This is a genomic window from Exiguobacterium sp. s70 (genome assembly GCF_018618315.1).
Lineage (GTDB): Bacteria > Bacillota > Bacilli > Exiguobacteriales > Exiguobacteriaceae > Exiguobacterium > Exiguobacterium chiriqhucha.
Genome location: NZ_JACSLV010000001.1, coordinates 340,975 through 364,779 on the forward strand (window position 1 = coordinate 340,975; position 23,805 = coordinate 364,779).

The following is a 23,805-nucleotide window of genomic DNA, read 5'->3' on the forward strand; positions in this document are numbered from 1 at the left end:
AGCCTCCTTACGCTTCTGTGTCTACTGTCATTCCAAGATCTTGCTTCACCCAGTCGTAACCTTCTGCTTCGAGTCGTTGTGCAAGCTCTTTGCCACCTGACATGACGATTTTCCCGTCCATCATGATGTGAACAAAGTCTGGCTCGATATAGTTGAGGAGACGTTGATAGTGCGTGATGATCAAGCAGCCGAACTCTTCGTTGCGCATTTCGTTGACGCCTTTCGCGACGACTTTGAGCGCATCGATGTCAAGACCTGAGTCAATCTCATCGAGGATGGCGATGTTCGGTTTGATCATCATCATCTGAAGAATCTCGTTACGTTTTTTCTCTCCGCCTGAGAAACCTTCGTTTAAATAGCGGTGTGCCATTGCTGAAGGGATTTCAAGGACGTCCATCTTCGCATCGAGTTCACGGATGAACTTCATGAGCGAGATTTCTTGGCCTTCTTCACGGCGCGAGTTGATTGCTGAACGCAAGAAATCGGCATTCGTGACACCACTGATTTCAGCAGGATACTGCATCGCGAGGAACATTCCGGCTTGCGCTCGCTCGTCGACTTCCATCTCGAGTACGTCTTCACCGTTCAAATCGACGCTTCCGCCTGTTACTTCATACAATGGATGACCCATAAGTGCCGATGCGAGTGTAGATTTACCCGTCCCGTTAGGACCCATGATGGCGTGAATTTCGCCACCTTTAATTTCAAGATTAAGACCTTTGACGATCTCTTTTCCTTCGATTGAGACGCGGAGGTCATCAATTTTCATGTGTGGTACGTTAGACATTCGGATACCCCTTCCGTTTTCTCGCCATTTTTGGCGTAGATTAGATATATTCTAATCTTAATCTAGGCAATTTTTTATTTCAAGCGACTCACCTTATTATTCATTCTCAATAAAACATAAATGTTGAGAATGAGAATATCGGGAAATCAAGACATTATCCAACTTTTTCCTCGGTTAACGCCAAACTTGCTTTCCGTTCTTTCAAGGCGCCGGTGAAGAAGAAGGCGCCACACGCCGTCAATACGGCCAAGCTTCCAAACACTGGAAACGCTGCATTGTCGAATCCATCAAGCAACACTCCTCCGATGACGGGGCCAATCGTCTGACCGAGCGCCGTCAACCCCATCGCCCCGAAATACGTCCCGCGCAGATGGGCCGGTGCCAATTCGTCCGTCAACACGTCCGTCATCGTGAACATGAGCACCTCGCCGACCGTGAAGATGACCATCGCGACGAATAAAATCCACGTCTCGGTCGCGAAGCCGATCAGGAGGAGTCCCGACGACAGCGTGGCGACACCGAAGAAGAGTGACTTGATCGGTGAGACCCGCATCCCGAATCGCATAATCGGATATTGGACGACAAGGACGGTGATCGCATTGACCGTCAATAGATAGGCGAACAAACGCGAGCCGTCACTGAATCCGTCATGGAAAGCGATGAACTGTGGCAACGTCGCATTGAACTGACTATAGCCGATGATGGCAAAAATCATCCCGATGATGACGAAGCGGAACGTCTTATCTTGTTGTAACACACGGAACGTCTCCGTCAAGCGCGGCCGGACTTTGACGCCGTCCCCTTCCTCGAACGGATACTTTCGGAACAGCGTCGAAATGACGAGTCCGTACATCACGTAAACGCCCGTCACGACGAAGAAGGCGCTCTTTGCGCCGGTGAGCGACAAGACGACCGCGAGCAATGGCCCAATCGCCGCCGCGATATTGATTAAAAAGTAGCGGACGTTATAGACGATGACGCGCTGGTCCGGCTGCGTCGTATCGCTGATGAGCGCGCGAGACGCCGGTTCGAGGAACGACCGCGACACACCCATGAGTACCGAAAATATGTAAAACCAAAATAATTCTGTCACGAGCGCGAAGCCGCTGAACGTCAAGGCGTTCAAGACGATGCCGATCAGCATCAACTGTTTGCGCCCGTACCGGTCAGACAGCGTTCCCCCGAAAAAGCTCATGAACAGACCCGATAGCGCCGAGATGGCGAACACCGTCCCGATGACACTCGCCGAGAACCCGAGCGTCGCGAGATAAATCGCAAAAAACGGCATAACAAAAAATGTCGACAGCCGGGCAAAAAATGTGCCAAACAAGACACCCAGCGTCAGCGGATGAATGTGTCGTATGTTCATCCGGATCCCCCCTTTTCTTACATATATGTAGTGTACTTCTATTGGTGAACCAAAACTACTCCAAATAAAAAAGGCCCGGGATAGCCCGGGCCTTGACGAAATTATTGTTTGACCGGTACGACCGCACCTTTATACTCGTCCAAGATCCACTGTTGTGTTTCTTCTGACGTGAGGACTTCAAGGAGTGCCTTGACGCGCTCGTCATCTTCGTCGCCTTCACGTGTGACGATCAAGTTGACGTACGGTGAATCTTCACCTTCGAGAGCGATTGCGTCTTCGAGTGGGTTGAGGCCGGCATCAATCGCGTAGTTCGTGTTGATGAGGACCGCGTCCCCTTCACCGTTGTTGAATGCTTGCGGGAGAAGTGCCGCTTCGACGTCCGTCTTGAACTCCAAGTTTTTCGGGTTGTCGACGATGTCTGAAACCGTCGCGTCCGTTGTCTTGCCGTCTGCGAGTGTGAGCAACCCTTCAGATTGAAGCATCGTGAGGATACGTCCGTGGTCAGCGACCGACGAACTCATGATGATTTCCGCGCCTTCTGGGAGCTCATCGAGTGACGCGTAGTCTTTCGAGTACACACCGATCGGCTCGATGTGAACGCCGCCGGCTGAAGCGAATTTGTAGTCTTTGTTTTCAGCCATTTGCGACTCGAGGTACGGCTCGTGTTGGAAGTAGTTCGCGTCCAACTCCCCGTCTGCGAGCGTCTTGTTCGGGAGGACGTAGTCTTGGAACTTCTTGATTTCGAGCGTATAGCCCTTCTCTTCGTATTCGTCTTGGACGTGCTCTAAAATCTCAGCGTGCGGGACGTTTGATGCGCCGACGACGAGTGTCTTGTCATCGCCTGAACCTGATTCTGAATCCCCACCGCCACAAGCCGCGAGAATCGTAAGTGCTGAAGCTGCCGTTAAACCGAGTACTGTTTTCCATGATTTCATTATAAAACCCCTCCAAATTTTCTATTTAGATTAAGCAGAACGCTTATCAATTACAGATACGAGTCGATCGCCGATGAACTGAATGACGAAGACGATGACCAAGATTAAGACGGTCGCGACGAACGTGACGTCACTTTGTGAACGCTGGAATCCTTCGAGGAACGCCAAGTTCCCGAGTCCACCGCCCCCGACGACCCCTGCCATCGCCGTGTAACCGACGATCGCGACGATTGTGACCGTGATGCCTGACACGATGGCCGGCAATGCTTCTGGGAACAATACTTTATAGACGATCTGCCATTTTGTCGCACCCATCGACTCAGCCGCCTCGATGACGCCGCGGTCGACTTCGCGAAGCGCGAGCTCGACCATCCGCGCATAGAACGGGGCCGCACCGATGATAAGTGCCGGCAGTGCTGCCGTTGACCCGAGCATCGTCCCGACGACGAGTAACGTGAGCGGGATGAGCAAGATAATCAAAATGATGAACGGGATCGACCGGAAGATGTTGACGACCGCGCTGATGACCGTGTAAATCGGACGGTTCTTCATCATGAGCGGCTCGTTTGTGACATATAGGAGCATCCCGAGGGCGAGACCGATGACGAACGTCGCGGCTCCGGCGACGAGCGTCATATAGAGCGTCTCCCACGTCTGTTCTAACATGACTTGCCAATCTACATTAGGAAACATCGCTTTCTACCTCCACTTCCACTGCCTGTGATCGGATTGAGGCGATGGCCCGCTCGACTTCAGCCGGCTCTCCGATCAATTGGATGAATAATGTCCCGAGGGCACCGACTTGTGACTGCGTCACGTTCCCGCCGATGATGTTGAAGCCGATGTCATGCTGCTTCAACACTTCCGACAGAATCGGTTGTTCGGCCGTCTCGTTCAAGAATTTGAGCTTGACGATTTGACCGCTCGGATAACGAGCTTTCAAATGTTCGAATGTGAGCGACATGTCTTCGACCGCGCCGATCTGCTTGACGAACTCTTTCGTGATCGGCTGTTCCGGATGTTGGAACACGTCGGCGACTTGTCCGGTCTCAACGACCTTTCCGGCCTCCATGACGGCGACACGGTGACAAATCTTCTGGATGACGTGCATCTCATGGGTGATGAGGACGATTGTCAAACCGAGTTTCTTGTTGATGCTGACGAGCAGTTCGAGAATCGAATCGGTCGTCTTCGGGTCGAGTGCGCTCGTCGCTTCATCGCAGAGGAGCACTTCTGGATTCGTAGCGAGCGCACGGGCTATCCCGACTCGCTGCTTTTGGCCGCCCGATAGTTGTGACGGATAGCTATCTTCTCGTCCGGCGAGGCCGACGAGTTCGACGAGTTCTTGGACGCGGCGTTTGCGCTCGCTCGCCGGTACCCCGATGAGCTCGAGCGGGAAGCTGATGTTCTCAGCGACTGTGCGCGACCATAACAAGTTGAAGTGTTGGAACACCATCGAGACGTTTTTACGTACCCCGCGCAGTTCCTTCGGCGTGAGCTTCGTCAGCTCGCTGCCGGCGACCACGATTTCACCGCTTGACGGTGCCTCGAGTCGGTTGAGCAAGCGGATGAGCGTCGACTTCCCCGCCCCTGAATATCCGATTATTCCAAAAATTTCGCCGCTTTCGATAGTAAGCGACACATCATCGACCGCCTGGACCCGACCGTTTTTCGTGTCGAACCATTTGGCCACATTGCGTAATTGAATCAATCCATTTCCCTCCTGACAACAAAAAAAGTACGCACGTTTGAGCAAACGTGCGTACTTTATCGTACGGACAACGATTGCTCTCATCTTCCAAGGTATACACCTTGCTGGAATTAGCACCATTTCGGATTGCTCCGCGGTTGCTGGGCGTCATAGGGCCAGTCCCTCAGCCTCTCTTGATAAGAGTGGTTGCGTATTTGATTAGCTTTATCATAGCGACACATTATTTTCATGTCAAACTATTTTTTTCAGCAAAATAAAAAAAGGTGCCATCCGAGGATGACACAGAACGTAGCACCTTGAGTCACTGAAGGACAACCCATAGATGAACCTCTTTTGCCCGATCAGAGCATTCATCCTTATATGGGGGATTTTTACCCAACCATCACTCGGTCTTCGAACGGACCATGCAATTACGCGACCGGTGCCCCGACGCTTGATTTTTTTGGGGGACAATCGAAGGGAAGGTCCACCTGAAATCGCGTAAGCTCATGCAGCGGTTGTTCGAAAACGTCTTGATGACGGGAAAATCTCGTCCTATGTTGTGTTCAAGTAAGATGTTGTAATGAATATATCATTCGTGAACTTTCTGTGTCAACTGATTATTTAAAATTTTCAGATTATTCTAATCATCCTATCTCATTTAACGAAAGATAGGACGTGCTGGACGTTTTGAAACGCGTACAAACGATCGCGAACTTGGCCATTCTCTAGCTTCAATAGCGCCGGAACACTCATAACCTGATATGCCTCGAGCTCGTTCGGGATAAAGTTGGCATCGCGTTTTTCAATCTTCAATTCTGGATCGACCGCCTCGACGACCGAGAGCATCCGCTCGGCCACGGCGCATGTACCACACATTGGGGCGTATATATATAAGAATCCGTCTGTCATCATTTTGCTCACCTCTCTTCTAAGTATATGAATCCGGACCAGTCGGTTCAAAAGTTGTGCTCAAATGGAAAATTCTGAACATTTCAACATTTCTTGTTGACGCTCGGCAGAAAGAGGCATAGTATGGTCATTAACTTTATCGCTTTTGTACATAACAGCAAACCAGTAGAAAAGGACAGGTGAATCCCCAATGACGGAAGAGAAGCTTACCGGAAAACAATTTTTAATGAACGTCTTGAACGGCCTCAGTCTTGCCATTCTCATTGCCCTCATCCCGAGCGCTTTGCTCGGTGAATTAACGAAAGCCATCTTGCCGTATTTTCCGTCCTTGCAGTTCATCTTAGATGCGACGACGATTGCGATGCGCCTCTTACCCGTCATCATCGGTGTCGCCGTCGCCATGCAGTTCGGACGATCGGCGCTCGAGGCCGGGACGATCGGCATCGCGACCCAGGTCGGAAGTGGCGCCATTCGCATCGAGGAAGGCGCGTTCCTCATGGCCGGAATCGGTGACGTCATCACGGCTGGTGTGACGGCCGCTCTCGCGACGTTCCTCGTCATGCAGTTGTCGCCACGCTTGAAGACATACACGGTGCTCGTCTTGCCGATGACGGTCATCGTCGTCGCGGGAGGCATCGGCGCGTTCCTACTCACTTACATCTCACAGATTACGACGTACGTCGGAACGATCATCATGACGATGACTGAACTGCAACCGATCGTGATGGGCATGTTAATCGCGATGGCGTTCTCGCTCATCATCGTATCGCCAATCTCGACGGTCGGAATTGCCACAGCCATCAGCCTGTCTGGTGTCGCTGCCGGGGCCGCCAACCTTGGCGTCGTCGCTGCCGGCTTCGGTCTCGCCATCGCTGGCTGGCAGATGAACGCGACCGGAACGTCGATCGCCCACTTCCTCGGCTCACCGAAGATTCAAATGGCGAACTTCGTCCGTCGTCCGATCATGATGTTGCCCGTGCTCGCCAATGCGGCCATTCTCGGAGCGCTCGCAGGTATCCTTCGGATTGAAGGCACGCCAATCAGTGCCGGATTCGGCGTCTCGGGTCTAATCGGTCCGGTCAACGCCTTGCATTTGATGCCGGGAGGATTCGCGCTCTGGAACGTCATGCTTGTCGTCGTCTTGTTCGGGCTCATCCCAATCGCACTCGGGATTCTGTTCTATCGTTTGTTCAACCGGACGTCGCTCATCGAGCCTGATCATTACCGTCTCGACTTCGATTAATCAAAAAGACCCGGCTTCTCGTAAAGAGAAACCGGGTTTTGTTTAGCCTTGAATCATCGCTTCGTATTCTTCGGCTGACATGAGCTTGTCGACGTCTGACGCGTCGTTCAACTCGACTTCGATCATCCAAGCGCCTTCGAACGGTGCTTCGTTGACGAGTTCTGGTGAATCGGCAAGTGATTCGTTCACTGCTGTGATTTTCCCAGAGATCGGTGCGTAAAGCTCTGATACGGTCTTGACCGATTCAACCGAACCGAATGGCTCATCGAGTAAGATCGTGCCACCGACTTCAGGAAGTTCGACAAAGACGATATCCCCTAGTTCGCTTTGTGCGAAATCCGTGATCCCGATGCGGGCGACGCTTCCGTTCACTTCCACCCATTCGTGCTCTTTTGAATAACGTAGATTGGCAGGTACTTTGCTCATCTTAACTTCCCCCTCAAATGAATTAGACTCACACGAGTATTATAGCACTTCGCCCCAAACGTCTGTAAACGACTTTTCTGAAAATCCGACAGTTGATTTTTGACCATCTGTCACGATTGGGCGCTTTAAAAGCATACCATTGCTCGCAAGAAGCTCGAGTTGTTCGTCTTCTGATAGATTTGGTAGCTTGTCTTTAATGCCTTCGTTCCGATACACTTGTCCGCTCGTATTGAAGAATTTTTTAAGCGGGAGACCCGACTGTTTCCATAGTTCAGCCAACTCGTCTTTCGACGGCGTCGCCTCGACGATATGGATATATGTATAGTCGATGCCGTTCTCTTTCAACCACTTCTCTGCTTTTTTACACGTACTGCATGGCGGATAGCCATATAGTGTCACCATGTTCATCACCTCTCCTGTTACTGTAGCATATTCCGATTCGTCGGTTCACGTTTCAAGCAAGCGCACAATATCTTGCTTGAGCGCCGGATTGACCGAGTGGTGCGCCTCGATGTGGCGGAGGATGGCTGCGGCCGCCTCGACCGATTTTCCGTACCCGGGTAACCACTCCTGTAGACGTGCGACGAGTTCCGGATGTGTCCCTTCGACCCGTCGCGTCGGGTTGAACGGGTCGCTCGTCTCCCCGTACGCGATTAACACGTTGTTGACAGCCGCGACTTGAATGAGTTCGAAGCCGGCGAGCTGTTCGCCGCGCCGTTCCCGGAGCAGTCCGACGTATAGGTTCGTCAGTGCCTCCTCGTAGCGATGTGCGGCGTCTGAAGGGCGTGTGACAAGCTTCGGCGTCGCAAACGTATCGAGCGCCTCGTCACGCTGCCAAACGACACGACCCGGTGTATAAGCGATTCCAGGCATCTCTACGATCTCGAACACGGCGAACTCGGCGTAAATGCCGTCCTCATACATGACCTTGTGCCCGTCTTTCGTGTTTTGGAACTGGTACGCCAACGGCTCGACCGCGAGCCAGTCCAAATTGTCGATGAAGCGGGCCTTATGCCCGTCCTCGACAATCAAAAAGAAATCGAGGTCCGAATAGTCGTCGAGCCGATCCATCTCAAGTCCAATTGAACCGAGCGCGAGGAGCATGAGCGTGCCCTCATGCTTGGCGACCGAGCGGCCGATTGCATCCATCCGTTCTAATAAGTCATCTCGTTTCATGCGTATCCCCTCCTTCGTCCATTGTATCGTCCGCAGACAGCAAAAAGAAAGGGCCGACCGCGTCCGGCCACCCTTTCTCTCGCTTGCTTATACGATGAACTTGTTCGCTTTGATGAGGCTCGCTGCGACTTCGCGCTTCGTGCCGATGACGTTGATCGGCTGATAGCGGCTGAACTTCTTCATCGCCGACAAGAGCATGCGCTGCTCGTCGCCCGATGCGGCCGCATACAAGACTTCTTTCGCCATGAGTTCGACTTGCTTGAACACTTGCTCGGCGAAGATTTCTGTATAGCGGACTTTCTGCTGGTTCTTCTCAGCGCCTGTGCGAGCGATGGCTTTCTCCGTCCGTGCGATGGCCGCTTCAAGCGCATAGATGGCGCTGATGATGTCGGCAATCTTCGCGAGGATCTCTTGCTCGTTCTGGAGGGCCTGCTGATATTTCTGGACGGCCGTTCCGGCGATCATCAAGTTGATTTTCTTCATGTTCGACAGAAGCATCTTCTCACGTGCGAGCGGCGACCCGTCAAGTTCTTGTGGCATGTAGCTCATGAGCTCTTTCTGGAGCTTCTGTGCTTCGGCGAGGAGCGGCAAGTCGCCTTTCATCGCTTTCTTGAGGAGCGTGCTCGGTACGATCAAACGGTTGATTTCGTTCGTCCCTTCGAAGATGCGGTTGATGCGTGAGTCACGGTACAAGTTCTCGACTTCATATTCAGTCATGAAGCCGTAGCCTCCGTGGATTTGAACCGCTTCGTCGACGACGTAGTCAAACGTCTCCGAGGCGAACACTTTGTTGAGTGAACATTCAATCGCGTATTCGGCGATGGCTTGGGCAACTTTCGAACCGTCACGCATGTTGTCGTCGCCTAGCGCGTCGAGGCTGTCTTGGAACAGACCGCCCGTCCGGTAGACCGAGCTCTCCATCGCATAAATGTTCGCAGCCATCGTTGCGAGTTTCTCTTGGATGAGCGGGAACTGACTGATCGGTGTCTTGAACTGTTTGCGCTCGTTCGCGTACTGGACCGAAAGATCGAACGCACGTTTCGACGAACCGACCGCACCGACCGCAAGTTTGTAACGACCGACGTTCAAGATGTTGAAGGCGATGACGTGGCCTTTGCCGATTTCTCCGAGGAGGTTGTCGACTGGGACTTCGACGTCTTCTAAGATGAGCGTCCGTGTCGATGAGCCTTTAATGCCCATCTTCTGTTCTTCGGCGCCTGTCGAGACACCTTTGAATTCACGCTCGACGATGAAGGCGCTGAACTTGTCGCCGTCGATTTTCGCGTAGACGATGAACACGTTCGCGAAACCAGCGTTCGTGATCCATTGTTTCTCCCCGTTCAAGACGTAGTGTGTGCCGGCCTCGTTCAAGACGGCCGTCGCTTTCGCACCGAGCGCGTCCGAGCCTGAGCCTGGCTCTGTGAGCGCGTAGGCGGCAATCCATTCGCCAGTTGCGAGTTTCGGCAAGTACTTATGCTTTTGCTCTTCTGTCCCGAAGAAGACGATCGGGAGCGTCCCGATGCCGACGTGGGCGCCGTAGCTGAGGGCGAATGAACGCGCTTTGGCGAATCGCTCTGTGATGATCGATGACGAGATTTTATCGAGCTGATAACCGCCATACTCTTCTGGCACGTCCGCGCCGAGGAGGCCGAGCTCGCCCGCTTCTTTCAACAGTTCGACCGAGAGATCGAACTCGTGTTTCTCGATGCGTCCAAGGACAGGCATGACACGGTCGTCGACGAAGCTCGCCGTCGTGTCGCCAATCATTTTGTGCTCATCTGAGAAGTCTTCCGGTGTGAACAAACGATCCGCGTCGAGTGCGTCGATGACGAAGCTACCGCCTTTAATCAATTCGTGTTCTGTACGTTCCATTGTCAATTCCCCCTTATAGTAATTCGAAGACGCCAGCAGCACCCATACCGCCACCGATGCACATCGTCACAACCCCATATTTTTCATTGCGTCGTTTCATCTCATGCAAGATCGAGACCGCGAGTTTCGCGCCCGTGCAACCGAGCGGATGCCCAAGGGCGATCGCGCCGCCGTTGACGTTCACTTTCGACGGGTCGATCCCGAGTTCACGGATGACGCCGAGCGATTGGCTCGCGAACGCCTCGTTCAATTCGAACAATCCGACTTCTTCAAGCTTCACGCCGGCCATCTCGAGCGCTTTCGGAATGGCGACGACTGGCCCGATTCCCATCACTTCCGGACGGACACCACCGACCGCGAACGAGAGGAATTTCGCCATCGGTTTCAAGCCTTGACGTTCGGCTTCTTCGCGCTCCATGACGAGCACGGCTGCTGCGCCGTCTGACACTTGTGACGCGTTCCCCGCCGTCACTGAGCCCTTGATTTTAAACGCCGGGCGCAGTTTACCGAGCGCCTCGAGCGTCGAGTCAGCACGGACGCCTTCGTCATGTTTGACAACGAATTCACGTTCCGCGACTTTCCCGTCTTCGCCGAGCACTTGCTCGACGACCGTGACCGGGACGATCTCTTCTTCGAACTTGCCGCCCGCAATCGCCGCCGCCGCTTTTTGGTGGCTGTCGATCGCGAACAAGTCTTGGTCTTCGCGCGAGATGTTATATTCGGCCGCGACACGTTCTGCCGTGTGGCCCATGCTCATATAGTATTCCGGAGCCGTCTCCATGATCGTCGGGTTCGGACGGATGACGTGTCCGCCCATTGGGACGAGACTCATCGATTCCATACCGCCGGCGATGACCGCCGTCGCTTGGCCGATCATGATTTTCGCTGCCGCGTCGGCGATGGCTTGCAGACCTGACGAGCAATAACGGTTGATCGTGATGGCTGGTACTTCGTGCGACAAGCCGCCCCGGACGGCCGCGTAGCGGGCGATGTTCATCCCTTGTTCCGCTTCCGGCATGGCGCATCCCATGATGACGTCGTCGATTGGTCCCGTGTAGCCAGACCGCTCGAGCGTCGCTTTAATCGCATGACCCGCGAGTTCGTCCGAGCGAACATTTCGGAACGAACCGCGTTTTGCTTTTCCGACCGGCGTCCGTGCGCCGGCCACGATGACTGCTTCTCTCATCTGTTAAGTCCCCCTTTTGTCAGTTCCGAAGTGGCTTGCCTTTGACGAGCATATGTTGCATCCGTTGCTGCGATTTTGGTTCCCCGATGAGGCTTAGGAACGCCTCGCGCTCGATGTCGAGGAAGTACTGCTCGTCGACCATCGTGCCGTATGCCAAATCGCCGCCGCTGATGACGTGGGCAAGTTTTTTCGCAATCTTCAAATCGTGTTCAGAGATATAGCCACCGTAGAACATCTCGTACGCCGCGAGTTCGAGCGTCGCTTTCCCCGTTCGACCGACGACCGGCAACTTCTCACGAACCGGTGCCGTATAGCCGTCAGCGAGACCGAGTACCGTCTGTTTCGCATCGAACGTCAAGTGGTCGCGGTTCATCGAGATGCCGTCGACCGGACGGTGATAGCCGAGCGCTTTCGCGTCATAGGCCGACTTCGATACTTTCGCCATGGCAATGTTTTCAAACGTCTGTTGCGCCGCTTTCTCGATGTTTTGCATCGACTTCGGCGTCTGCTCGAGGAGTCGACGGTACGTGTTGACGTTTCCGCCCCCACCTGGGATGAGGCCGACACCGACTTCGACGAGACCCATATACGTCTCGAGCGCCGCCTGCATGCGTGCGGCCGGCAAGCTGATTTCTGTCCCACCGCCGAGCGTCATGCCGTAAGGCGCGACGACGACCGGGCGACCCGCATAGCGAATCTTCTGGACGACTTGTTGGAACTTGTTGATGATCCAGTCGAGTTCGTACCAGTTCTCGTCTTCCGCTTCCATGAGCATCATCGCGAGGTTGGCGCCGACACAGAAGTTCTTGCCGTCGTTGGCGAGGACGAGTCCTTTGAAGTCTGTCTCGACGAGGTCAATTGACTGTTCAATCATCTGCATGATATCGACACCGATTGCGTTGTTCGGTGACGTGAACTCGAGGGCGACGACGTCGTCTCCGATATCGATGAGGCGGGCCCCACCGTTCTCGAGCACGATGCCGTTCGACTTGGCGAGCGGCGCGAGTTTCACTTCTTTCGGGTTGACGGTCTTCTCAACGTACGTCTGTGACGCTTGGTCGTAATACTGGTCTCCCTTATAGAAAGATGTGTGTCCGGCAGCGAGCATCTCGTCGATCCACGCCGGGACGTCATAACCTTCCGCTTTCATGCGGGCGACCGATTTCTCGACACCGAGTGCGTCCCACGTCTCGAACGGTCCGAACTTCCAGCCGAAGCCCCACTTCATCGCGTCATCGATGGCGACGATTGAATCACTGATTTCGCCTGTGAGACGAGCCGAGTAGACGAGCGTCTTCGCCGTGACCGGCCAGAGCAGTTGTCCGATGCGTCCCTTGTTCAAGATGGCACCTTTCAACTTCGCTTTCGAGCCCGGGAGCGATTTGACTTGATCGAGCTCCGGACCTGTAATCGCTTTCAATTGTTCGTACTCGAACGTGTGAAGGTTGAGTTCTTGGATGACTCTGCCGTCTTTCTTATAGAAGCCTTGTCCGGCCTTTTGACCGATCCAGCCCTTCTCGACGAGCGTCTTCATTTCAGTTGGGACGTCGAACGTGTCCTTCTCTTCACCTGCGTCGAGTGTCTCATAGACGTTACCAGCGACGTGAACGAACGTATCGATGCCGACGACGTCGAGCGTACGGAATGTCGCCGATTTTGGCCGGCCGATGAGCGGTCCGGTGATCGAGTCCATCTCGCCAATCGAGGCGTTCTGCTTGAGCATCTCTTCGAATGTGACGAGGAGTCCGTACGTACCGATGCGGTTGCCGATGAAGTTCGGTGTGTCTTTCGCTTCGACGACGCCTTTCCCGAGACGGTCTTCCGCGAAGCGGGCCATGAAGTCGATGACCGGGCGTGCCGTCTGCTCCGTCGGGATGAGTTCGAGCAGTTTCAAATAACGTGGCGGGTTGAAGAAGTGTGTCCCGAGGAAACGTGTTTTCAAGCCTTCCGGCAACACGCTCGCCATCGCTTCAATCGAGATGCCAGACGTGTTCGAGCTGAGAATCGCGTCTTCACGGATGTAAGGAGCGATTTTCTCGAACAGCTGTTGTTTCACGTCGAGCCGTTCGACGACGACCTCGATGACCCAGTCCGCTTCCTTCAAGCGCTCGAGATCATCTTCTAAGTTCCCCACGTCGATGAAGTTCAAGTGCTCCGCTGTCGCGAGTGGTGCCGGGTTTTGTTTCAATAGCTTCTGACGGTTCTCGGAAGCGATGCGGTTCCGCACTTCTGGTGATTCGAGCGTGAGCCCTTTCGCTTCTTCTTTCGCCGTCAATTCACGTGGTACGATGTCGAGCATGAGCGAACGAATCCCCGCGTTCGCCAAGTGAGCCGCAATCCCCGCCCCCATTACTCCTGAACCGATGACGACCGCAAAACGGATATTGCTCGTCAAACGGAGGTCGGCTGATTGTTCGATGTGACTCGTCATATTGTTCCCCCCTCAATGAGAATGAATAGTGATTCATTTCAAGCGTAAAAAAAATCGCAATCACCATCGTGTTTACTCTTCTATCATAAATGAATGACAATTCATTCGCAAGCGTTCATTTTTCAAATTCGTTCCAATTTCACTGAGGACGATTTATTTCTCGGTCACTGTGGTATAGACACAAAGAGTCAATTTTAGAAAGGGGAATGTATACATGAGTGATAATCGTTTAAACACAGTGGGGAACCGACATGATTTTGAATCGTTCAAGAAGGACGGCCAAGAGCAGGCCCATCAACCGGGGATCGACTCGAAGATGGAGCCGTTCCCGATCTATGAGCGTGAAGGCTATAAAGGAAGCGATAAACTAAAAGATAAAGTGGCCATCATCACAGGCGGCGACTCGGGAATCGGGAAATCGGTCGCCATCTTCTTCGCCCACGAAGGCGCGAACACGGTCATCGTCTATAAAGATCAAAACGAACTCGAGGACGCCGAGGCGACGAAAGAGCGCATCGAGGAACTCGGCCAAGCCTGTCTGTTGCTACAAGGGGACATCGGCGACTCGGCCTTCTGCCAAGACGTCGTCAAACAGACGCTTGAGACGTTCGGACATTTGGACATCCTCGTCAACAATGCCGCCGAGCAACATCCACAAGAGTCGCTCCTCGACATCTCGGACGACCAACTCGAGCGTACGTTCCGGACGAACATCTTCAGCATGTTCTATTTGACGAAAGCCGCCCTTCCATACTTGAACGAAGGCGCGAGCATCATCAATACGACGTCGATCACAGCGTACGAAGGTAACGACCAATTGATCGACTATGCGTCGACGAAAGGTGCAATCACGGCATTCACGCGTTCGCTCGCCAAGAACTTGGCCGAGAAGAAAATTCGCGTCAACGGCGTCGCACCAGGTCCGATTTGGACGCCGCTCATCCCAGCGACGTTCCCGGCAGAAAAAGTCGCCTCGTTCGGTGACTCGGCCGAGATGAAACGTCCGGGCCAACCGGCAGAACTCGCCCCGGCTTACGTCTATCTCGCGAGCGACGACTCGACGTACGTCAGCGGGCAAGTCATGCATGTCAACGGTGGGACGGTCATCAACGGATAATATTGTCGCAGGCCCAGTGTTCAGTCACTGGGCCTTTTGTATGGAAAATTCATCCATCCTATGTTAGCGTAATTTGCAGGCGTTAGCTTGTCATTTAGACGACAGAAAGGAGCCAATGATGGATGATTCATTATCGATTGACACAAGATGATTTTTTCACGTTACAAAAGAACTTCATCGAAAACTCGGTTCCCAATAAACGAAAATCTATACTTGTCACGCTTGTACTCATGTTACTGACCGCCTTTTACGGATTTGCCCTCGCGATTGTCTTTTTACCGCAAACGCTTTCCGCCCCTGTCATCATCGCACTCGCCGTCAGTGCCGCTGTGGTGCCGGCGCTACTCTTATTCCCGCTCTTCAAGAAAGTGTATTCCACGATGAGGTTGAGACAGTTGCGATCCATACTTCGACAGGACTCGAAATGGCCACGTGATGTCACGTTGTCGATCCATGAGGACGGGATTGAAGTCAATTCGCTCCACAATGCTGTCAACAAACGGGTTCAAGTCGCGTGGGAAGCGATTGAACGAGTGAACGAGGACGAGACCCATCACTATATATTTATTGAAGCGGCGGAAGCGATTATCGTCCCGAAGCAAAACCGGATGCTCGACGAGACGGAGCGAATTCGAATGAATGATCTGCTACAAAAACACTTAGGCATCACACTCTAAGCGACAAAGGTATTCAATCAGTACGTAATTATGACGAATCACAAAGGAGTGGATGCAATGGTCACCACGTATAAACTGACGATTGACGATTTTTTAGCTTTCCAAAACGACATGATTCACCATTCCGATCAATATAAACGAATTCGCAGCGCATGGTTGAGATATATGAACATCCCGCTTTTCGCTCTCGGTTATGCAGCCGCATTCTTCCTCGTACCGCGCCCCGAGTCGACGATTGCCTTTTTATTGATTACGGTCGGAATCGGGCTGCTGTTCGCGCTATTACTCAGACCGTTGCTAAAAGATTTGCATGCCCCGCTCGCCCTTTGGCAAATCCGTCGTGTCCTCAGCAAACAGGACACTTGGCCCAAAGTCGTCACGCTCCAGCTTTCTGACACCCACGTCGAGATGCAGGCCATTCGTGGCAACATCCATCGAACGACGCAAGTCCCATGGACATCCATTCTCAAAGTGAACGAGAACGAGACGCATCGCTTCCTCTATTACGAAGAAGATGAGGCGTTGATTATCCCGAAAATGAAAAATGGAGTCACTGAAGTCGAGCGGATCCTCGACAAACATATGAACACAGAAAAGCACACGAGTTCACATTGAACTCGTGTGCTTTTCTCATTTCTTGACCATTCCTTTTAACACGAAGGCGACGTTCGCCGGACGTTCTGCAAGGCGGCGCATGAAGTAGCCATACCAGTCACGGCCGTATGGCACGTAGACGCGGACTTTATAACCTTGGCGGACGAGCTCGAGTTGACGCTCGACCCGGATGCCGTACAGCATTTGGAACTCGAACTGGTCGAGTGGGATATTGTTCAGTTTCACATGTTCGATGACCGCATCGATCATGTGGTCGTCATGTGTCGCGATAGAGGCGTAGTTCCCGTTCGCAAGATGGAGTTTGACGAGCTTCAAGTAGTTGTGGTCGACGTCTTCCTTTTCGGGGAATGCGACCGTCGCCGGCTCTTTGTATGCCCCTTTAACGATCCGGAGGTTCGGCTTGAGCGGTGCGAGATGATTGATGTCGTCTTCCGAGCGGTACAAGTACGATTGGATGACTGTCCCGAGCCCGTCGAAGTCAGCTTTCAACTTCTTGAACAAGTCGAGCGTCTTCTCACAGCGTGTCTCGTCTTCCATGTCGATAGCAACGAACACACCGACCGCTTGAGCCGTCGTCAAGATTTGACGCATGTTGTCTTCAATCAACTCGTCCGAGATGTCGAATCCGAGTGACGTCAGTTTGAGTGACATGTAGGCGTCGAGTTTCTCTTCTGCCATAATTTCAATCGCCCGGATAATTTCATCGCGGTTCTCGTTCGCTTCCGCGACCGTCGTGATGAACTCCCCTAAATGGTCGACCGTGACCGATAATCCTTTCGCGTTCAACTCGCGAATCGTCGGTACCGACGTCTTAAAATCTTCCCCCGCCACAAAGCGCGAAGCCCCGAACCGAAGCCCGTATTTTTTAGCCAAACTGTTGAGTGTTTTGTTTTGAGACATGTAGATAAATCCATCGCGCAACACTTTTTCCATCTGATTTTCCCCCTTACGTTTACACCCATCTATCTCTATGACGATGTCTGAAATTATTATGACATACAAACGTCAATTCGTCTGTAATTTTGTAATCGTTTTCAGGATTTCATTTCCCTCTATTCAGAAAAAACAGACGCCCCGCAGGACGTCCGTTTCAAAGACCCGTATTCGGTGCCACATAGAGCAAGATACTAAGGAAAACAAACACGCTTCCGGCTAGGACGAACAAGTGCCAAATCGCATGGTTGAACGGCAACTTCTGCCATACGTAGAAGATGATTCCGACCGAATAGGCGATCCCTCCGGCGAGGAGCAACATGAAGCCGTTATGACCGAGCGACTCGTACAGCGGGCGGATGGCGATGAGACAAATCCAGCCGAGGCCGAGATAGGTCACGTTCGACACCCACATGTATTTCCCCGTCGAGAACAACTTCCAGACGATACCTAGCACGGCGACGCCCCAAACAATCCCGAACAACGTCCAGCCGAGCGTCCCTTTGAGCGACACGAGCGCGAACGGCGTATAACTCCCCGCAATGAGTAAGTAAATCCCGGCATGGTCGAACACTTGGAGCACGAGCTTCGCCCGTGGGTGTGGAATCGCATGCATGAGTGTCGAGAACAGATACAGTAAAATCATCGATGCCCCGAACACGCTCACCGCGATGACATTACCTGTGCTTCCCGTCTCGGTTGCCGTCATGACAAGCAGAACGAATGCGACGATGCTGAAGATGACGCCAAGCCCGTGGGTGATGGCGCTCGCAATCTCTTCTCCAAGCGTATCGGCATGGAGCATGTCTTTTAGCTTCTCTTGATCCATTCAGGTCCCACCTTTCAAATCTATTCCTCTAGTATGGTCATTTCCCGATTTCAACGCAAATAAAAACATGGGCCGAAGCGACCCATGTCTGTGAATTATGCGACTTCCTTCACCGGAACGTCACATTCCATATTTTGTGCTCGCATCGCTTTCGCGCGCATGTGGAACAAGACGAGCAACGTGATCGTCCCGATGGTGGCGATGACGTACGGGATGACCCCATCCATCTTGAAGCCGATCGGTGCCGTCAAAATGTAGAACCAGACGGCATACAACATGAATGTCCCTGGGATGAGCGCGATATAGTGGTTGCGCCCTTTGATGTACAAGTACATCGCCCCGACGAACAAGGCGATGACCGCCGTCGTCTGGTTGGCCCAGTTGAAGTATTGCCAGAGCATCTGGAAGTCCATGTTCGTGAGCGCGTATGAGATCACGAAGAGTGGAAGTGCGATCCAAAGGCGTGACGAGAATTTCTTCTGCGCGATGCTCATATAGTCGGCGATAATCATCCGCGCGCTACGGAAAGCCGTGTCACCTGACGTGATTGGCAAGACGATGACACCGAGGATGGCGAGTGTGCCGCCGATGCTGCCGAGCATGAGTGTTGCCACTTCTTGAACGACGAGTGCCGGTGTACCCGTTTGAATCAACCCGAGCAATTCGCCTGGCTCGAAAATCGCCATGGCTGCCGCGGCCCAAATCATGGCGATGACCGCTTCGACGATCATCATGCCATAGAAGATTTCACGGCCATTGCTTTCTTTCATCGTCGTCCGCGAGATGATCGGCGACTGCGTGGCGTGGAAACCAGACAACGCCCCACATGAGATCGTGAAGAAGAGGAGCGGCCAAATCGGCAAGCCATCCGGATGCATGTTCGTGAGTGTCATCTCTGGAATCTGGTAGCCTTGTGCGAACAGGCTGACAGCAATCCCGACGGCGCTGATCATGAGGAGCGCCCCGAAGAACGGATAGATGCGTCCGATGATTTTATCGACCGGAAGGAGCGTCGCCAAGATGTAGTACGCGAACACGGCGAAGATGACGATTGTTAGTGTCGTCGCATTGCCGTCGAACAAGTTGTTGATCATGTTACTCGGTGACGTGACGAATACTGTCCCGACCAAGAGTAAGAGTAAGAGTGCGAACCCGTTGACGACGTGGCGGAGCGAGCGGCCGAGGAACTTCTCAGCGAGCTGCGGCAAGTGCGCTCCGTTGTTACGAAGCGAGATCATGCCCGTCAAATAGTCGTGTACCGCTCCCGCGAAAATCGACCCGAAGACGATCCATAGGAACGCGACCGGTCCGTAGAGAGCCCCCATGATTGGTCCGAAAATCGGCCCGACACCGGCGATGTTCAACAGTTGAATCATCGAGTTCCGTTTTTTCCCCATCGGCACGTAATCGATGCCGTCCTGTGACGCATAGGCAGGTGTCGTCCGCTCTTCTTTGATGCCGAACGTCTTCTCGACATAGCTGCCGTACACTTTGTACCCGACGAATAAAATCGCCAAGGCAATAAAGAATGTAATCATGTGTGCTGTCCCCTTTTGTACATATGTAGCCGATCCCCGTCGGCCCCGAAAAAATGAATCCCGTTGTTTTACACGTATAATGTAAACGCTTACGTGACTGATTATACAGGAGTTCCCAAAATTTTGTAAGGGGTTTCGTTCACTTTTTTGACACTTTTTCGATCACGAAAAAACGGCGCCCTTTTAGGACGCCGTCTCGGTTGAATCGCTTATTTCAAGGCGAACTTCGCTTGCTTCGCCCCTGCGCCAGTATAGTCGCTCGCGATGACCGCGTAGCTTCCTTTGGCGAGACCTTTTTTGAATGTGAATGTATACGTTCCGGCCCAGCTCGCTTTCACTTTGGCGACTTGTTTGCCTTTCGCGTCTTTCAAGACGACGACGGCTCCCGGTGTCGTTTTCCCGATGATTGCTTTCGTGCCGGCTTTCACGCCTTTCGTGTTCTTCGGTGTCGCGATGGCCGCTTTCTTGAGCGTGAACGCCTTCGCTTTGACGACCGTTCCCGTCACATCTTTGGCGACGACTTCATAGTCGCCATAGATGAAGCCGGCCCGTTTCGTGAATTCGAACAATCCGTTCTTGTCAGCCGTCGCATATGCGATCGTCTTGCCGTCACGCTTGAGCGTCAACTTCGTCTCCGGTGTCGCTTTTCCGGTAATAACGTTCGTGTTGGCGTACGTCAACTTCGACGCGAGCGCCGGCGTACCGACGAAACCAGCACCGACGACTTTCGTTTCCGTGACCGAAGCGCCATCGAGTTCAGAGACGATGGTAAGCGACTGACGGAGCTTGAGCGGTTTCGTCACGAGCGTATACGCACCGTCTTTGTCCGCTTTCGCTGTCGCGAGCACTTTGTCGCCATCTTTCAACGTGACGTTGGCGTTCGGTGTCGTCGTCCCTGTCACCGCTTTCGCGCCAGGTTTAATCGTGTTCACCGTGAGGGCGAGTTCGACTGCCGCTTGATCGAGTTCGATCGTGTATGTGCGGAACAAGCGATTCGCCGCATCCGGACGTGTCGTCTCGGTCGCTTCGATGCCTTCATACAGGTCGACGTACTGTTTGCCGGCATCGGCCGTCTCGAACTTCGCTGTCCGTTTCGCATCAGCGACAATCTTCCAGTTGTCATCCGCTTTGTATTCGAGCTTGCCTGAGACGATATAGTCCGAGATGACGTTCCGTGTCTCATACGCCGAACGATAGACGATGTTCTTCCCGCCACCGAGACCTGGGAACGATGTCGAGCCAGCCCGATAGTTGTTCGTCGCGACGAGGAACTCTTGGTCGAGTGTGATCGGCTTGCCGTTGTACTTCACGTTCTTGATGCGGTTTGCATCTTTGTTTTCCGGAATCAATTTCCCGCCCGCATCGAACTTGGCTGGACCCGTCACGTCAATCTCATACGTGAGGCCGTCAAGGATATCGAAGTTGTAGCTGCGGAACTCCAAGTTGAGCAATTCATCGTTCATATCCGACACTTGTTTGTACGCCCCAGCTGACATCTCGAGCCAGTCCATCACGTCCGCGCCTGTCACTTTGACGACTTCGAGCGTGTTCGGGAAGACGTATAGGTCGGCCACGTTTTTCAATGCGATTGAGCCTTTCGGGATGTTCGTGTAATAGCTGGCGTCTGTCAACTGACGGTTACCGGCTTTGAATGGTGCCCCTGCTGAAAGGATCGGGAGCTCTTTATACGCCGCGAGCTCTGGGTTCGTCGCGAGTTCTTTCTCGACGTACCATTTCTGCGCGTTCGTCACGAACTGGACCGACGCGTCGTCACGGACGAGCGCGAAGTAGCTTTGGATGTCGTCTTGAATCTCACCGACCGGGCGGTTGATGTATTCAATCGTCGCCTTATGGTCCGCGTCGATGAGCGAGGCGATCGTCGGGTCGACCGGTGTGTCCGCCTTGACTGTATCGAGTTTCGCGTTCGCGTCGAGCACGTTCCACTTGCCGTCGACGAGCTCGAGGTCGAGGTCGATGACACCGAGGTCTTTCCCTTGGTTGTTCGCCATGACGACCGGCTTGCCGTTGATTGTCCCTTTGTTCATATCCACATTCGGGAATGAAGTGAACATGCCATTCGCGTCTGGGAAACGCCCGTGCTGGTGACCGGTCATGACCATGTCGAGCCCTTCGATTTTCGTGAGCGCGTAGCCGACGTTCTCTTCCCCATCTGACTGTTCTTCCGCAAGTGCCGCACTTTCCCCGATCCCTGAGTGCGCGAGCGCGACGACGACGTCCGCACCTTGCTCTTTCAATTTGGCGACGGCCGCTTTTGCTGCCGGTACCATATCATCTGCCGTCACCTTGCCTTGGAGGTTCCCTGAATCCCACGACATGATTTTTGGCGGCACGACACCGAAGACGCCGACTTTGATTGTATGTGTCTCGCCGTCCCCGTCGACGACTTGGCGTTCAATGATTTGGACTTCTTGTCCGTCTTCATTGTATTTCGAGACGATCGGCTCACCTGACAAGTCCTTCACGTTCGAGTTGACGAAGCGAAGCTTGCCTTTCGACCCTTGCATCGCGTCATACAAGAACTGAAGCCCAAAGTTAAACTCGTGGTTCCCGAGTGTGACGGCGTCGAACTCGAGCGCCGACATCGCTTGATACATCGGATGCTCGAACGCGCCTGGTGCTTTTTGGTGTTGCTCGCGGACGTAATCCCCGAACGGCGTCCCTTGAAGCGTATCCCCGTTATCGAATAGGAACGTGTTCGGCTTTCCGGCGTCCGTGCGATGTTGCTGAATCAACGTCGCGACTTTCGTCAACCCGATCGTGTTATCGATTTTGTCCTGGAAGTAATCGTAGTTCGTGATGTTCGTATGTAGGTCGGTCGTCTCCAAGAAGCGCAGTTTGACGACGTCCTCGTCTTCCGCTGCCGCGTGTTGGAGCGGGATAAGTGTTGGGACGATGAGCGACGTAGCAATGGCCATCTTCGTAAATTTAGACATGATTTTTCTCCCCATTCATGTGGTGTGCATTGCGGACTAAATATACCATAGCCGGACTCTCAATTTAATGAATCTAACGCCCTATTTCCTTTAAAATTTGGTAAAGAAAGGTCTAGTCTCAGACGACTTTCCGAGAACATGGAAAAGGTCCGAATCAGTATGATGGAACCGAACAGACGACTTCGCTTCACGAGATTTTTTTGGTCGAACTTGTACAGAGGCTAGACTTCGCACAAGCAGTTCGTTAGACCTAAAAAACCATCCCCGACGCGTATCGGGGATGGTCATATCGTCACGAACGGATGCGAATCGAGATCGGTCCGTCGTTGTCGCCTTCCGGCCGCGGGAAGCGGACGTGGAGCGGATAGTCGTGTTTCGGCAAGATTGGCTCGGCGAGCACGGCATCGGCTCGGCCGACGACCTCGTCTCGCTGTATCAACTCGAGTGGGAGGCGCGGGATTTGGAGCGCCTGCTCGGAATAGCCGTTCCGGACGAGGAGTGAGGCGCCGATTTCCGTGTCGGTCACGTCGAGATGGACGAGCAACAAATCGAACTGGCCTTCGGCGACCGGACGGCTGAGGACGTTCATCCGCTTCAGGCGATGCCACGCCACGTCAGGGAACGCGTCCCGTTCGGCGTCGGAGATATCTTGGAGCGGTGCCGTCGGGTTCATTTGGAAGGCGAGTTGGAGCGACTCGGTGTCGAGTTCGTCGACATCGGTGAACAGTTCCTCCTCGAAAAAGTCGAGATAGACGGGCTTACTCGTCATCGCCTCAAACGACGGCAAGTCCATCCGGCTGAGCATCTTCTGGCCGAGCGGTTCGCGGCGTTCGTTCAACAAGAGCACCGGGATCTCGTCGAGCGAGAACACGGTCGCGACCGTGTTGCGGAACAAGGCGACCACGGACAGACCGCCCGGGTTCTTCGTCGCACTGAGCAGTTCAATCGACAACTGGTTGTCCGCGAGCGGCGGCAGCGTCGTCGCATGATAACGGAACACGTACTCATCTTCTTTCGAGATGTCCATCCCTTCATCGAACACGAGGCGGAGCGCCCGCTCGTCGTCTTGGCGGATGATCGTCTCGACTTTTTTTCGTTTCAACAGTCCGAACATG

21 protein-coding genes and 1 riboswitch are annotated in these 23,805 nt (G+C 53.4%); of the genes, 4 read left to right on the forward strand and 17 right to left on the reverse strand.

What is annotated here, in order from left to right; all coding sequences use genetic code 11:
- Positions 1 to 7: 7 nt before the first annotated feature.
- From sufC to KNP84_RS01760, 6 genes are all read right to left on the reverse strand, one after another.
- Complete coding sequence (gene sufC, locus KNP84_RS01735) at positions 8 to 769, reverse strand: Fe-S cluster assembly ATPase SufC (protein ID WP_087576453.1); 762 nt, start codon at positions 767 to 769, stop codon at positions 8 to 10.
- Positions 770 to 941: 172 nt separating this feature from the next.
- Positions 942 to 2,156, reverse strand: a complete 1,215-nt coding sequence (locus tag KNP84_RS01740; protein WP_215114085.1) for an MDR family MFS transporter — start codon at positions 2,154 to 2,156, stop codon at positions 942 to 944.
- Positions 2,157 to 2,257: 101 nt separating this feature from the next.
- Positions 2,258 to 3,091, reverse strand: coding sequence for a MetQ/NlpA family ABC transporter substrate-binding protein (locus KNP84_RS01745; protein WP_021065493.1), 834 nt, complete (start codon positions 3,089 to 3,091; stop codon positions 2,258 to 2,260).
- Positions 3,092 to 3,121: 30 nt separating this feature from the next.
- Positions 3,122 to 3,784, reverse strand: a complete 663-nt coding sequence (locus KNP84_RS01750) for a methionine ABC transporter permease (protein ID WP_215114086.1) — start codon at positions 3,782 to 3,784, stop codon at positions 3,122 to 3,124.
- Positions 3,774 to 4,802: a methionine ABC transporter ATP-binding protein gene (locus tag KNP84_RS01755; protein ID WP_021065491.1), complete on the reverse strand. Its 1,029-nt coding sequence runs from the start codon at positions 4,800 to 4,802 to the stop codon at positions 3,774 to 3,776. Before KNP84_RS01755 ends, KNP84_RS01750 begins: the two co-directional genes overlap by 11 nt.
- Positions 4,803 to 4,879: 77 nt before the next feature.
- Positions 4,880 to 4,985, reverse strand: a riboswitch (SAM riboswitch).
- A gap of 453 nt (positions 4,986 to 5,438) precedes the next feature.
- On the reverse strand, positions 5,439 to 5,696 hold the full coding sequence (locus KNP84_RS01760; RefSeq protein WP_021065490.1) for a thioredoxin family protein: 258 nt from the start codon (positions 5,694 to 5,696) through the stop codon (positions 5,439 to 5,441).
- A 187-nt stretch (positions 5,697 to 5,883) separates the two neighbouring features.
- Here KNP84_RS01760 and KNP84_RS01765 point away from each other — a divergent pair, with 187 nt between their 5' ends.
- On the forward strand, positions 5,884 to 6,936 hold the full coding sequence (locus KNP84_RS01765; RefSeq protein WP_029595091.1) for a PTS sugar transporter subunit IIC: 1,053 nt from the start codon (positions 5,884 to 5,886) through the stop codon (positions 6,934 to 6,936).
- Between the two features lie 42 nt (positions 6,937 to 6,978).
- Here the strand turns inward: KNP84_RS01765 and gcvH are convergent, their stop codons facing one another.
- From gcvH to KNP84_RS01795, 6 genes are all read right to left on the reverse strand, one after another.
- Positions 6,979 to 7,362 carry a glycine cleavage system protein GcvH gene (gcvH, locus tag KNP84_RS01770; protein WP_021065488.1) on the reverse strand — a complete coding sequence of 128 codons (384 nt, stop codon included), beginning with the start codon at positions 7,360 to 7,362 and terminating at the stop codon, positions 6,979 to 6,981.
- Positions 7,363 to 7,401: 39 nt separating this feature from the next.
- The gene (locus KNP84_RS01775) at positions 7,402 to 7,764 is read right to left on the reverse strand and encodes an arsenate reductase family protein (protein WP_021065487.1); all 363 of its coding nucleotides are present in this window, start codon (positions 7,762 to 7,764) and stop codon (positions 7,402 to 7,404) included.
- A 45-nt stretch (positions 7,765 to 7,809) separates the two neighbouring features.
- Positions 7,810 to 8,538 carry a hypothetical protein gene (locus KNP84_RS01780; RefSeq protein ID WP_251131099.1) on the reverse strand — a complete coding sequence of 243 codons (729 nt, stop codon included), beginning with the start codon at positions 8,536 to 8,538 and terminating at the stop codon, positions 7,810 to 7,812.
- Between the two features lie 87 nt (positions 8,539 to 8,625).
- Entirely contained in the window at positions 8,626 to 10,410 is a 1,785-nt protein-coding gene (locus tag KNP84_RS01785; RefSeq protein WP_215114087.1) for an acyl-CoA dehydrogenase family protein, read from the reverse strand.
- Positions 10,411 to 10,423: 13 nt separating this feature from the next.
- The gene (locus KNP84_RS01790; protein ID WP_021065484.1) at positions 10,424 to 11,596 is read right to left on the reverse strand and encodes an acetyl-CoA C-acetyltransferase; all 1,173 of its coding nucleotides are present in this window, start codon (positions 11,594 to 11,596) and stop codon (positions 10,424 to 10,426) included.
- A 19-nt stretch (positions 11,597 to 11,615) separates the two neighbouring features.
- Positions 11,616 to 14,027 carry a 3-hydroxyacyl-CoA dehydrogenase/enoyl-CoA hydratase family protein gene (locus KNP84_RS01795; RefSeq protein WP_215114088.1) on the reverse strand — a complete coding sequence of 804 codons (2,412 nt, stop codon included), beginning with the start codon at positions 14,025 to 14,027 and terminating at the stop codon, positions 11,616 to 11,618.
- A 214-nt stretch (positions 14,028 to 14,241) separates the two neighbouring features.
- Between KNP84_RS01795 and KNP84_RS01800 the strand changes: the two genes are divergently transcribed.
- From KNP84_RS01800 to KNP84_RS01810, 3 genes are all read left to right on the forward strand, one after another.
- A complete protein-coding gene (locus tag KNP84_RS01800) occupies positions 14,242 to 15,144 on the forward strand; it encodes an SDR family oxidoreductase (RefSeq protein ID WP_214715906.1) in 903 nt (300 codons plus the stop codon).
- Positions 15,145 to 15,266: 122 nt separating this feature from the next.
- Positions 15,267 to 15,821 (forward strand): YcxB family protein, encoded by a 555-nt coding sequence (locus KNP84_RS01805; protein ID WP_131472373.1) that lies wholly within the window; start codon positions 15,267 to 15,269, stop codon positions 15,819 to 15,821.
- A 57-nt stretch (positions 15,822 to 15,878) separates the two neighbouring features.
- The gene (locus tag KNP84_RS01810) at positions 15,879 to 16,436 is read left to right on the forward strand and encodes a YcxB family protein (RefSeq protein ID WP_215114089.1); all 558 of its coding nucleotides are present in this window, start codon (positions 15,879 to 15,881) and stop codon (positions 16,434 to 16,436) included.
- 15 nt (positions 16,437 to 16,451) lie between these two features.
- Here the strand turns inward: KNP84_RS01810 and KNP84_RS01815 are convergent, their stop codons facing one another.
- The 5 genes from KNP84_RS01815 to KNP84_RS01835 all read right to left on the reverse strand — a co-directional run bounded on the left by KNP84_RS01815 (position 16,452) and on the right by KNP84_RS01835 (position 23,804).
- Positions 16,452 to 17,369, reverse strand: a complete 918-nt coding sequence (locus KNP84_RS01815; RefSeq protein ID WP_021065479.1) for a proline dehydrogenase family protein — start codon at positions 17,367 to 17,369, stop codon at positions 16,452 to 16,454.
- A gap of 157 nt (positions 17,370 to 17,526) precedes the next feature.
- Positions 17,527 to 18,198, reverse strand: a complete 672-nt coding sequence (gene trhA / locus KNP84_RS01820) for a PAQR family membrane homeostasis protein TrhA (RefSeq protein ID WP_215114090.1) — start codon at positions 18,196 to 18,198, stop codon at positions 17,527 to 17,529.
- 95 nt (positions 18,199 to 18,293) lie between these two features.
- Positions 18,294 to 19,736 (reverse strand): carbon starvation CstA family protein, encoded by a 1,443-nt coding sequence (locus KNP84_RS01825; protein ID WP_021065477.1) that lies wholly within the window; start codon positions 19,734 to 19,736, stop codon positions 18,294 to 18,296.
- A gap of 209 nt (positions 19,737 to 19,945) precedes the next feature.
- Positions 19,946 to 22,690 carry a bifunctional 2',3'-cyclic-nucleotide 2'-phosphodiesterase/3'-nucleotidase gene (locus KNP84_RS01830; protein ID WP_215114091.1) on the reverse strand — a complete coding sequence of 915 codons (2,745 nt, stop codon included), beginning with the start codon at positions 22,688 to 22,690 and terminating at the stop codon, positions 19,946 to 19,948.
- Between the two features lie 292 nt (positions 22,691 to 22,982).
- Positions 22,983 to 23,804 carry an SLAP domain-containing protein gene (locus tag KNP84_RS01835; protein WP_215114092.1) on the reverse strand — a complete coding sequence of 274 codons (822 nt, stop codon included), beginning with the start codon at positions 23,802 to 23,804 and terminating at the stop codon, positions 22,983 to 22,985.
- Between the last annotated feature and the right edge of the window lies 1 nt (position 23,805).

Coding starts and splice junctions, on each gene's coding strand:
- sufC (WP_087576453.1), bottom strand. CDS start 769: ATGAAAATTGATGACCTCCGCGTCTCAATCGAAGGAAAAGAGATCGTC.
- KNP84_RS01740 (WP_215114085.1), bottom strand. CDS start 2,156: ATGAACATACGACACATTCATCCGCTGACGCTGGGTGTCTTGTTTGGC.
- KNP84_RS01745 (WP_021065493.1), bottom strand. CDS start 3,091: ATGAAATCATGGAAAACAGTACTCGGTTTAACGGCAGCTTCAGCACTT.
- KNP84_RS01750 (WP_215114086.1), bottom strand. CDS start 3,784: ATGTTTCCTAATGTAGATTGGCAAGTCATGTTAGAACAGACGTGGGAG.
- KNP84_RS01760 (WP_021065490.1), bottom strand. CDS start 5,696: ATGATGACAGACGGATTCTTATATATATACGCCCCAATGTGTGGTACA.
- KNP84_RS01765 (WP_029595091.1), top strand. CDS start 5,884: ATGACGGAAGAGAAGCTTACCGGAAAACAATTTTTAATGAACGTCTTG.
- gcvH (WP_021065488.1), bottom strand. CDS start 7,362: ATGAGCAAAGTACCTGCCAATCTACGTTATTCAAAAGAGCACGAATGG.
- KNP84_RS01775 (WP_021065487.1), bottom strand. CDS start 7,764: ATGGTGACACTATATGGCTATCCGCCATGCAGTACGTGTAAAAAAGCA.
- KNP84_RS01780 (WP_251131099.1), bottom strand. CDS start 8,538: ATGAAACGAGATGACTTATTAGAACGGATGGATGCAATCGGCCGCTCG.
- KNP84_RS01785 (WP_215114087.1), bottom strand. CDS start 10,410: ATGGAACGTACAGAACACGAATTGATTAAAGGCGGTAGCTTCGTCATC.
- KNP84_RS01790 (WP_021065484.1), bottom strand. CDS start 11,596: ATGAGAGAAGCAGTCATCGTGGCCGGCGCACGGACGCCGGTCGGAAAA.
- KNP84_RS01795 (WP_215114088.1), bottom strand. CDS start 14,027: ATGACGAGTCACATCGAACAATCAGCCGACCTCCGTTTGACGAGCAAT.
- KNP84_RS01800 (WP_214715906.1), top strand. CDS start 14,242: ATGAGTGATAATCGTTTAAACACAGTGGGGAACCGACATGATTTTGAA.
- KNP84_RS01805 (WP_131472373.1), top strand. CDS start 15,267: ATGATTCATTATCGATTGACACAAGATGATTTTTTCACGTTACAAAAG.
- KNP84_RS01810 (WP_215114089.1), top strand. CDS start 15,879: ATGGTCACCACGTATAAACTGACGATTGACGATTTTTTAGCTTTCCAA.
- KNP84_RS01815 (WP_021065479.1), bottom strand. CDS start 17,369: ATGGAAAAAGTGTTGCGCGATGGATTTATCTACATGTCTCAAAACAAA.
- trhA (WP_215114090.1), bottom strand. CDS start 18,198: ATGGATCAAGAGAAGCTAAAAGACATGCTCCATGCCGATACGCTTGGA.
- KNP84_RS01825 (WP_021065477.1), bottom strand. CDS start 19,736: ATGATTACATTCTTTATTGCCTTGGCGATTTTATTCGTCGGGTACAAA.
- KNP84_RS01830 (WP_215114091.1), bottom strand. CDS start 22,690: ATGTCTAAATTTACGAAGATGGCCATTGCTACGTCGCTCATCGTCCCA.
- KNP84_RS01835 (WP_215114092.1), bottom strand. CDS start 23,804: ATGTTCGGACTGTTGAAACGAAAAAAAGTCGAGACGATCATCCGCCAA.